At 55.7% G+C, this 10,100-nt stretch carries 14 protein-coding genes; all 14 read left to right on the top strand.

Features of this window, described 5'->3' with window-relative positions; all coding sequences use genetic code 11:
- The first annotated feature begins 3 nt into the window (after positions 1-3).
- Positions 4-1,290, top strand: coding sequence for a contractile injection system protein, VgrG/Pvc8 family (locus BQ7486_RS01260; RefSeq protein WP_084765542.1), 1,287 nt, complete (start codon positions 4-6; stop codon positions 1,288-1,290).
- A 12-nt stretch (positions 1,291-1,302) separates the two neighbouring features.
- Positions 1,303-1,704 carry a phage tail protein gene (locus tag BQ7486_RS01255; protein ID WP_074008643.1) on the top strand — a complete coding sequence of 134 codons (402 nt, stop codon included), beginning with the start codon at positions 1,303-1,305 and terminating at the stop codon, positions 1,702-1,704.
- On the top strand, positions 1,704-2,033 hold the full coding sequence (locus tag BQ7486_RS01250; RefSeq protein ID WP_074008642.1) for a GPW/gp25 family protein: 330 nt from the start codon (positions 1,704-1,706) through the stop codon (positions 2,031-2,033). The genes BQ7486_RS01255 and BQ7486_RS01250 overlap by 1 nt, the downstream gene beginning before the upstream one ends.
- Positions 2,033-3,169: a baseplate assembly protein gene (locus BQ7486_RS01245; RefSeq protein WP_074008641.1), complete on the top strand. Its 1,137-nt coding sequence runs from the start codon at positions 2,033-2,035 to the stop codon at positions 3,167-3,169. The genes BQ7486_RS01250 and BQ7486_RS01245 overlap by 1 nt, the downstream gene beginning before the upstream one ends.
- 67 nt (positions 3,170-3,236) lie before the next feature.
- On the top strand, positions 3,237-3,875 hold the full coding sequence (locus BQ7486_RS01240; RefSeq protein ID WP_074008640.1) for a baseplate J/gp47 family protein: 639 nt from the start codon (positions 3,237-3,239) through the stop codon (positions 3,873-3,875).
- Between the two features lie 2 nt (positions 3,876-3,877).
- Complete coding sequence (locus tag BQ7486_RS01235) at positions 3,878-4,558, top strand: phage tail protein I (RefSeq protein WP_074008639.1); 681 nt, start codon at positions 3,878-3,880, stop codon at positions 4,556-4,558.
- A gap of 2 nt (positions 4,559-4,560) precedes the next feature.
- The gene (locus BQ7486_RS01230) at positions 4,561-5,421 is read left to right on the top strand and encodes a phage tail-collar fiber domain-containing protein (protein WP_074008638.1); all 861 of its coding nucleotides are present in this window, start codon (positions 4,561-4,563) and stop codon (positions 5,419-5,421) included.
- A gap of 228 nt (positions 5,422-5,649) precedes the next feature.
- The gene (locus BQ7486_RS01220; RefSeq protein WP_162272208.1) at positions 5,650-5,952 is read left to right on the top strand and encodes a hypothetical protein; all 303 of its coding nucleotides are present in this window, start codon (positions 5,650-5,652) and stop codon (positions 5,950-5,952) included.
- 78 nt (positions 5,953-6,030) lie between these two features.
- Entirely contained in the window at positions 6,031-6,600 is a 570-nt protein-coding gene (locus BQ7486_RS01215) for a hypothetical protein (protein WP_074008635.1), read from the top strand.
- Positions 6,601-6,947: 347 nt separating this feature from the next.
- A complete protein-coding gene (locus BQ7486_RS01205; RefSeq protein WP_074008631.1) occupies positions 6,948-7,499 on the top strand; it encodes a hypothetical protein in 552 nt (183 codons plus the stop codon).
- On the top strand, positions 7,500-8,537 hold the full coding sequence (locus tag BQ7486_RS01200) for a hypothetical protein (RefSeq protein WP_074008633.1): 1,038 nt from the start codon (positions 7,500-7,502) through the stop codon (positions 8,535-8,537).
- Complete coding sequence (locus tag BQ7486_RS01195) at positions 8,537-8,809, top strand: hypothetical protein (RefSeq protein WP_074008632.1); 273 nt, start codon at positions 8,537-8,539, stop codon at positions 8,807-8,809. The genes BQ7486_RS01200 and BQ7486_RS01195 overlap by 1 nt, the downstream gene beginning before the upstream one ends.
- Positions 8,810-8,957: 148 nt before the next feature.
- Complete coding sequence (locus BQ7486_RS01190) at positions 8,958-9,509, top strand: hypothetical protein (protein ID WP_074008631.1); 552 nt, start codon at positions 8,958-8,960, stop codon at positions 9,507-9,509.
- Positions 9,510-10,100: hypothetical protein (locus BQ7486_RS01185; protein ID WP_204206970.1), on the top strand; the 591-nt coding region annotated here is incomplete at its 3' end.

Here is a 10,100-nt window from a genome sequence, read left to right as displayed (position 1 = left end):
CTGATGGAACCGCTGCAGACAAGACTTCGGTTGCTTTTTTCTGCATCGAAAACGGACGTGACGGAGGATCTGATGCCGGATCTTCTTTCCTTTTCCTATACCGACAAAGAGAATGCCGAGGCCGATGAGGTGACGTTGACGCTCATGGACCCGGACGGGAAGTGGGCATCGCAGTGGAAGCCTGACGGCGGCGAGGTGGTTCAGGCTTTTTTGTCTGCCGGAACTGTTCTTATCCCCGGCATTGAGCTCGCATGCGGTACTTTTTACGCAGATACGCTGCGGGTGTCCGGATCGCCCAGAGTATTCGAAATGAGGGCGGTGTCGGTGCCTATGAATAAGCCGATTCGCCGCAGGCTACGAACCCGGGCCTGGGAGAAGACAACGCTCAAAGCGATTGCCGGATCAATTGCAGGTGAGGCTGGTGTGGGGCTTCTCTTTGATACGCAGACGGATCCGGAGTACGACAGGCAGGATCAGTCAAAAGAGAGTGATCTTGCGTTTTTGGTGAGGCTTACCGATGAAGCGGGCTTTTCCCTGAAGGTCACAGATGATCAGATTGTGGTGTTTGATCAGGCGGCTTACGAAAAGAAAGCGCCGGTTGAAACGCTCGTGTTGGGTACATCGCAGGTCATTTCTTGGGAATTTGAGAGTGCTCAGAGCGAGTCATACCGCACCTGTACGGTGTCCTACCGGGACCCGAAACAGAAAACCAAGCAAAAGGCGGGCGGTTATGACTTCAACCTGCGACCGGTATCCGGGAAAAGCACAAATCCGGCAGTGATGACCTACACGGCCACCGATCCGGATGCCGATCCGNACGCGGGTGAAATTGAACTTCCGGAAAGCGATGAGAACAAGCGCACGACGTTGTTTAAAGACGGGACGCGCATTTCCTACGATATGGCAGCCCACGTGCTGACGGCGATTATCGAAGGCACGGTGCTGACGGCGGACCGAAAGAACGTATCGGCCACAGTTCCGGAAGCTGTGACGGTGACCTGTAAAACGGCCACGGTGAAGGCGTCCATGCAGGTGACGGTTGATACGCCTGAGACACATGTCACCGGAAACGTGATGGTTGACGGAGCGCTCACGGTGAAGAAGTTGATTACCGGCCAGGGTGGCTTTGCGATTTCCGGCGGCAGCGGAGCGACCGCCAAGGTTGAGGGTTCGCTTGAAACAACTGGTGATGTGAAGTCTGACGGTGACGTGACCGCGGGCAAGATCAGTCTGAAGAATCACACGCACAAGGAACAAGGGGACGGCGCAGAGACGTCCGAGCCCCATTAAGGAGCTTAAAAGATGAGCAAGCTGATGCCCGTTTTGGGGGTGTTCGGTACGGTCCCTTTTATTTGTGCTTTTGACAAGGTGTTCACTTTTAAGGACTTGGCGAGAAACCGTTCAGTGAGGTGGGCAAAGCACGATGTCATCGGGAAAAAGCCAGTACTTGAATGGATCGGTCCGGAACTTGACCGCATCAGCCTGCGGCTGCGGTTTGATACGTCGCTGAACGTCCCGCCGCTTTTGGGGCTCACGATGTTAAAGCGCCTGACGGACGGGCATGAGCCCCATGTTCTGGTGATCGGTGGTGAGTATCTCGGGCGATTTGTGATTGAGTCCGTTTCGGAAGAGCGGCGTTTCCACACCGGAGCGGGTGTCTGCATTGTGGCTGAAGCGTCAGTTGAATTGTCGGAGGTGGTCTGATGGCTTATGCAGTGACTGCGGTGAGGGATGTGAGCTTTCAGCCGTCTTCTGAGCGTGAAGAAATCCTGCAGAACGTGCGCACCATCCTGGCAACACGCAAGGGCAGTGTCCCGCTGGACCGTGATCTGGGGCTCTCATGGGAGCATCTGGATAAACCGTATCCGGTGGCACGCAGCCTGATGACAGCGGCGGTGATTGAGGCAGTTGAGTCCTATGAGCCGCGCGTTCGCGTTGAATCGGTTGAGTTTGAAGGGACGGAATCAGAAGCCATGGACGGCCTGATCAGGCCGCGGGTGATTGTTTCCATCTTGAACGAGGGAGAAGAGTGATGGCAGAAAGTTTTCCGCGCTGGAATCTGCCGGCGGTTGAGTTTCTGACAACGGATGCCGAAAGCATCAAGTCTGAGATTCTGACGAAGTACCAGGAGATTACCGGGCGAAGCCTTGCAGCCGGGGATCCGGTGAGACTTTTCCTGCTCAGTATTGCCGACATCCTCATCCAGCAGCGTGCGGCGGTGAACACGGCGGCACAGCAAAATCTTCTCTCTTACGCACAGGGTGAGTATCTGGACGCCTTGGGGAACTACCTTTCGGTGAAACGTCTGGCGGAAAGCAGCGCCAAAACAACCCTCCGCTTCAGGTTGGCTCAGGCCTTGGCAAACATTTATGAGATCCCAGAGGGCTTTGAGGTGACAAATGGTGTGGTGACGTTTGCTACGGACAGTGCTCTTGAAATTCCTGCAGGAAAACTTGAAGGTGAAGTAACTGCTACCTGCACGCAGTCCGGTACTGTCGGGAACGATTACCTGGCAGGCCAGATTTCGACCATGGTTATTCCGTCTGTTTTTGTGGCTTCTGCTGAAAACATCACGATTACGACCGGCGGGGCCGATGCGGAAAGTGACGCAGAGTTTGCCGAGCGTGTGCGGCTCGCGCCAAACAGCTTTTCGGTAGCCGGCCCCAGCAAGGCCTACATCTATCACGCAAAGTCGGTGAGCTCTGCGGTGATTGACGTGTCGGTTGTGTCTCCGGTGCCGGGGGAAGTAGATGTCTACCCGCTACTGGAGGGAGGCGTGCTTCCCACTGAAGAAGTTCTTGCGCAGATTCGCGACTACCTGAGCTCCGACACGATCAGGCCGCTCACTGACTACGTTCAGGTACTTTCGCCCGAGGCGGTTCCCTATGAGATCGTGCTGCATTACTGGATCCTTGATGAGGACAAGCCCAAGGCGCAGTTCATTCAGAAGGCTGTGAATGAGGCAGTTGAAAGCTACCGCGTATGGCAGCAGTCAAAGATCGGACGTGACATTTTGCCCGGGCGTCTGGTGGCGGCTGTGATCAACGCCGGTGCTGCCCGCGTGGATGATTCGAGCATGCAGCCGTCTTCGTTTGTGCAACTCACCGGCAGCAAGGTAGCGCAGTGCACCAAGATAACGGTTGTTTATGAAGGCACAAAGGCGGAATAGCGATGGCAATTGAACTGGAAAAAGTGGTTCTTGATGACCTGCNTACCTGGCAGGCCAGATTTCGACCATGGTTATTCCGTCTGTTTTTGTGGCTTCTGCTGAAAACATCACGATTACGACCGGCGGGGCCGATGCGGAAAGTGACGCAGAGTTTGCCGAGCGTGTGCGGCTCGCGCCAAACAGCTTTTCTGTAGCCGGCCCCAGCAAGGCCTACATCTATCACGCAAAGTCGGTGAGCTCTGCGGTGATTGACGTGTCGGTTGTGTCTCCGGTGCCGGGGGAAGTAGATGTCTACCCGCTACTGGAGGGAGGCGTGCTTCCCACTGAAGAAGTTCTTGCGCAGATTCGCGACTACCTGAGCTCCGACACGATCAGGCCGCTCACTGACTACGTTCAGGTACTTTCGCCCGAGGCGGTTCCCTATGAGATCGTGCTGCATTACTGGATCCTTGATGAGGACAAGCCCAAGGCGCAGTTCATTCAGAAGGCTGTGAATGAGGCAGTTGAAAGCTACCGCGTATGGCAGCAGTCAAAGATCGGACGTGACATTTTGCCCGGGCGTCTGGTGGCGGCTGTGATCAACGCCGGTGCTGCCCGCGTGGATGATTCGAGCATGCAGCCGTCTTCGTTTGTGCAACTCACCGGCAGCAAGGTAGCGCAGTGCACCAAGATAACGGTTGTTTATGAAGGCACAAAGGCGGAATAGCGATGGCAATTGAACTGGAAAAAGTGGTTCTTGATGACCTGCTGCCGGATTCGATTGCAAAGGATGAGGGCGTTGCTGCTGCGGCCAAGGCCATTGATCCGCAACTTCAGATTGCTTCGGGGTTTGTGGATATTCCGTCGATCTACGTTTCGATTGACCGTCAGTCGAGCACGGCCCTGGATCATCTTGCAACACAGTATGACGTTTCGGTGTGGCGCGACACATGGCCTTTGGCCGTTAAGCGCAGTGTGCTGAAAACGGCCATTGCCGACAAACGGCGAAAGGGAACGGTAGAGGCGGTCAAACAGGCGCTTGCGTCTGTTTCTTCTGCGGCTGTTATCCGGGAGTGGTGGCAGAAAACGCCGAAGGGAGAGCCACATACGTTTGAGATCGTGGCAACTCAGGCTGACGTCGAGGGAACTATTGACGTTGAGATGCAGGAAGACATTGTGTCTCTGGTTGATGACGCAAAACCCCTGCGAAGTCATTACACCCTGACGATTCAGCAGAACGCCAAGGGCGGAATCAATGCGGCGGCGTACCTGAGACCGCTTGTCCTTGCGCAGATTTATCCCACGGACGCATCGGAAGTCAGGTCTTCCGGAACGGTTGGAATTGTTGCTGCAGTGCGACCGCTTATTAAGCGGCGGCTGGTGCTGGCGGCAGAGGAGAGTCGAAAGTGAAAATGGTCGTGACCAAGGTCGGACGACAGGCCATTGTTAATGCCGGGCAGACCGGGACGAATGCCGTGACGATCAGCCACATTGGCGTGGGCGAGGGGAAATACACTCCCTCCGAGTCGCAGACGGCGCTCACGGAGGAAATCAAGCGGTTGCCGATCATCGAGGGCGGCGGCACAGGAGACGGTGCTATCCATGTGGCGATGCAGGATGCCGATGCTCAGGCCTATACGGTTTATGAGGTCGGCATTTTTCTTGCCGACGGAACGCTTTTTGCGGTTTGTTCGCAGACAGAGCCCGTGGTTCAGAAAACGAAGGCAACGGAACTGTTGCTGGCCCTTGACGTGACGTTTGCCGATGTGGACGTGAAGTCGATCCAATTTGGGGACGTGAGTTTCGACAACGCGGCTGCCACTACGGCTAACGCCGGTGTTGTCCAGCTTGCAACGGACGATGAGGCAAAGGCAGGAACGGACTCTCAGAAGGCTCTGACGCCTGCGGCGATGACAGCGGTTACTGCAACCACTGAAAGGCGCGGCCTCATTGCTCTCATTACGACGGGCGAGGTTGTTGAGGGCACAGATGATCAGAAGGCTGTTACGTCAGCAGCGCTTAAGGCGGCAGTTGATGCGAGAGCTGCAAGCCTGGCTGAAGCGCTCAGGGGCGTTTCTGCCGACAAGTTCATTACTCCTTCGGTGCTCCGGCAGGTGACGGCAACGAACGGCCGTCTGGGGCTTGTTGAGCTTGCGACAGAAGAAGAGGCAGTGAGAGGTATTGACGAAACACATGTGCTGACGCCGGCCACTGCCGCGGCTTTGTTTGCGCGTCTGATTAATGATTGGGTTGCTGGGAAGGGAGGTGAATGATGGCTGCGGCAAGTATGTTGATTACCCAGGCAGGTCTTGCTGAGATCATTAACGCGGAGCAAAACGGTACAACTCCGGTGGTGCTCACACAGGTCGCTTTCGGAACAGGCCAGTATGAGGCATCTGTCGGAACGACGGCCCTTGAGGCTGAATTTAAGCGCCTCACAGCGATTGCCGGCGGCGCTATCGGCGATAACCGCCTGCATGTGTCGGTTCGTGATGACAGTNGTGATTCTGCAAGTTATCCGCGGTGTTGACGGTGATCAGGGACGCGTCTTTATGCGTACCGGTACGGCTGCCGGCGGCGGGACTGTGACGTGGGTTGCGTGGGCGGAGGTTGGCGCAAGACAGGATCTGTCCGGATATGCGACCAAGAAAGAACTGCAGGCCACGGACAAGAAGTCGCAGCAGGGTATCAATGATGCCAAGACGGCCAATGACGCCATTGCAGCTTTGGGGGCTTTGGCGCACAAGAGTCAGATTTCTCCTGCTGACCTGGCAGCTGATTTTGACCTGGGGAGCATTGCCTGATGAATTACCGGAAGACCGTTTACTGGGGGACTTCTTCCAAGATTGCCTCAACGGCCGCTANCGATTGCTGAGGCCTTTATGGCGATTGATCTGGAGCTCACGAACATCAATCCGGATTCTGTCACGATTGGGGATACGAACTTCCAGCTTAACGGTGCAACCACCACCAAGCGCGGCATTGTCGAGCTTGCAACGGACGCAGAGACCGTTGAGGGCCGTGACGGCTCACGCGTGGTAACTCCGGCGGGACTCAAAACGCTGACTTCGACTGATGCAAGACGCGGTCTTATTGAGATTGCAACAGATGCTGAGGTTACTGCCGGTGCGGATAAAGAACGGGCGGTGACGCCTTATGGCCTTACCAAGCGGGCAGCCACAAAAGACCGAACGGGCATGGCAGAGCTTGCGACACCGGAGGAGGTTGTGGCTGGTGAGGACGATTCGCGCATCGTGACGCCGGCAGGGCTCAAGTCGCTGACGTCCACACAGACACGGGCCGGACTTATTGAGATCGCCTCGACCGAGGAAACGCTAGCCGGAAGTGATGCAACAAGAGCTGTGACGCCTTCCGGTGTGGCTGCGCTTCGTCATGGGAACGGCGAGAGAAGTGTTCGTGCTGACGGTAAGCCGACCTATGGTCTGACGTAGTGAGGGCTTAATCGTGACGGCAAGATTTAACTTCGAGATTTGGCGCGGGACGGATGCTGATTACGTTTTAGCCCTCAGGGACGGTCGCGGACCGATGGATCTGACAGGGTTTGAGGCCGATATGCAGATCCGCAGCGCAGAGGATGATACGTGGCTTGACTCTCTGAAGACCTCCGATGAGCGTCTTGTCATTGAAGACGGAGGGCGCATACGAATGACCTTCCCGCGGGGAATTACGGCCGAGTACACACCCGGCCGTTTTTATTGGGACTTACTCATTGAATCACCGGACGGTCGCCTGACACGGGTGATTGACGGTTGGATTTGTGTTCATTCGGGGGTGAGACGTGTTTGACGGAAACAGAAAAACCGGGATCGCGCCGGCGGACTTTGTTCTGCGCAAGTGCTTTCCCGGTCAGGTCAGGCCGCAGCATTCACCGGATGTGGTGGTTGTTGAGGTTCCCGGCATTCAGGGGCCGGCCGGAGCAAAGCACGGGGTGCTTTTTACGGAGCAAAACCTGACTGAGGAACAAAAGGAACAGGCCCGGAAGAACATCGGCGCGGTGTCGCTCTTGCAGTCGATTGAGATCCAGGGCTTCTCCGTCCGCTGGTGCGGGCGGGTGCTGGAGGCTTCAAGTGCAGGGAATCTCCTGGACGAACTTGAGCCAAAGAAAAACGTGCGCGAAGGCGATTCTGTGATTGACGCATCGCGCAATCTTTATCAGATCGTCCGGATTGATCAGGCGGCGGGGACATATTCGATTACGAAGTCGCTTGCGCGTCTGGGCGTTTTGGACTACCGGGAGTTAAGCAACCTCCCGCATCTCGGGAAGCTTTCAGAGCTTGACTATGTAGGCCGGACCGAGCTTTCTACTTCAATTGATTTGGGGAATATTTAAATGGCTGAACCGATTCAGATTCAACAATTGGGCGGTACCACTGAGCAGCTTGCCGGCTTTACAGGTAAGGACAAGGTCATTGTCATCAATACGGATACACACCGTCTGCACATTCAGGACGGCAAGACTCCGGGCGGTCTGCCGGGTGCGTTGCTGAAGGATGTCACCGACGTCCAGAAGGAGACCGAGACCAACGCTGCGGCCATTGCGGCGTTGCAGAAAAAGACTGATGCTATGCAGACTACGTTGGACGGCAAACCCAACATCGATGATACGGCCAAGGCTGCCAACAAGGTCTACAGCTCTCAGAAGACAGAAGATTTGGTGACGCAGGCCAAACAGCAGGTTAAGAATGATCTGCTTAACGGTGTCGGCGCTGAGATGGATACGCTCAAGGAAGTTGCGGATGCCATCAAGAACAACAAGGACGCTCTCACGGCCTTGCAAACAGTTGCCGGCAAACATGTGAGTTATGAGGCACAGCAGCTCACGAGCGAACAGAAGACGCAGGCCCGCACGAATATTGATGCCGTGTCGAGCGCACAGCTTTCTGCAAAGCTCAACGGGACCGTGCTCAAGGCGGGAGCTGCTGCCGAAGGTGGCGGCAGCGAAGCAATCGGCCTGAACAGTCTCACAGACGAAGGAGAGTTTATTGTCCCGACGGCAAAGGATCGCCCCAGTGGTGTCTCTGACACGTATCAGAACCTTCAGGTCTCTGTGCGTAGAAGCGGATCTGTGATTCTGCAAGTTATCCGCGGTGTTGACGGTGATCAGGGACGCGTCTTTATGCGTACCGGTACGGCTGCCGGCGGCGGGACTGTGACGTGGGTTGCGTGGGCGGAGGTTGGCGCAAGACAGGATCTGTCCGGATATGCGACCAAGAAAGAACTGCAGGCCACGGACAAGAAGTCGCAGCAGGGTATCAATGATGCCAAGACGGCCAATGACGCCATTGCAGCTTTGGGGGCTTTGGCGCACAAGAGTCAGATTTCTCCTGCTGACCTGGCAGCTGATTTTGACCTGGGGAGCATTGCCTGATGAATTACCGGAAGACCGTTTACTGGGGGACTTCTTCCAAGATTGCCTCAACGGCCGCTACGGCGGGCGTTATGGCGATCAACACGGACACCAAGCGGGTGCATGTGTTTGACGGGAAGACCAAGGGCGGTCATCCGGGGGCTCTGCTGTCGGAACTTCAGGCGGCTGAAAAACGAATTAAGGTTTTGGAGGCCGCCTCGAATCTGACGGTAAAGGCTTTTGGAGATTCCCTTGAAAGACCGGCAGACAAGCCGACTTATGGGTTAACCTGAAGGAGTTTCTGATGTTGAAGCAGAGAGACGTCTGTCTGATCTCAAAGGATCCGACAGACGGGGTAACAACGNTTACTCATTGAATCACCGGACGGTCGCCTGACACGGGTGATTGACGGTTGGATTTGTGTTCATTCGGGGGTGAGACGTGTTTGACGGAAACAGAAAAACCGGGATCGCGCCGGCGGACTTTGTTCTGCGCAAGTGCTTTCCCGGTCAGGTCAGGCCGCAGCATTCACCGGATGTTGTGGTTGTTGAGGTTCCCGGCATTCAGGGGCCGGCCGGAGCAAAGCACGGGGTGCTTTTTACGGAGCAAAACCTGACTGAGGAACAAAAGGAACAGGCCCGGAAGAACATCGGCGCGGTGTCGCTCTTGCAGTCGATTGAGATCCAGGGCTTCTCCGTCCGCTGGTGCGGGCGGGTGCTGGAGGCTTCAAGTGCAGGGAATCTCCTGGACGAACTTGAGCCAAAGAAAAACGTGCGCGAAGGCGATTCTGTGATTGACGCATCGCGCAATCTTTATCAGATCGTCCGGATTGATCAGGCGGCGGGGACATATTCGATTACGAAGTCGCTTGCGCGTCTGGGCGTTTTGGACTACCGGGAGTTAAGCAACCTCCCGCATCTCGGGAAGCTTTCAGAGCTTGACTATGTAGGCCGGACCGAGCTTTCTACTTCAATTGATTTGGGGAATATTTAAATGGCTGAACCGATTCAGATTCAACAATTGGGCGGTACCACTGAGCAGCTTGCCGGCTTTACCGGTAAGGACAAGGTCATTGTCATCAATACGGATACACACCGTCTGCACATTCAGGACGGCAAGACTCCGGGCGGTCTGCCGGGTGCGTTGCTGAAGGATGTCACCGACGTCCAGAAGGATACCGAGACCAACGCTGCGGCCATTGCGGCGTTGCAGAAAAAGACTGATGCTATGCAGACTACGTTGGACGGCAAACCCAACATCGATGATACGGCCAAGGCTACCAACAAGGTCTACAGCTCTCAGAAGACAGAAGATTTGGTGACGCAGGCCAAACAGCAGGTTAAGAATGATCTGCTTAACGGTGTCGGCGCTGAGATGGATACGCTCAAGGAAGTTGCGGATGCCATCAAGAACAACAAGGACGCTCTCACGGCCTTGCAAACAGTTGCCGGCAAACATGTGAGTTATGAGGCACAGCAGCTCACGAGCGAACAGAAGACGCAGGCCCGCACGAATATTGATGCCGTGTCGAGCGCACAGCTTTCTGCAAAGCTCAACGGGACCGTGCTCAAGGCGGGAGCTGCT

It is taken from the genome of Duodenibacillus massiliensis (assembly GCF_900128485.1).
GTDB classification, from domain to species: domain Bacteria; phylum Pseudomonadota; class Gammaproteobacteria; order Burkholderiales; family Burkholderiaceae_F; genus Duodenibacillus; species Duodenibacillus massiliensis.
The sequence above is the reverse complement of the archived record's forward strand: the minus strand, read 5'-3'. Positions and strand labels throughout refer to the sequence as shown.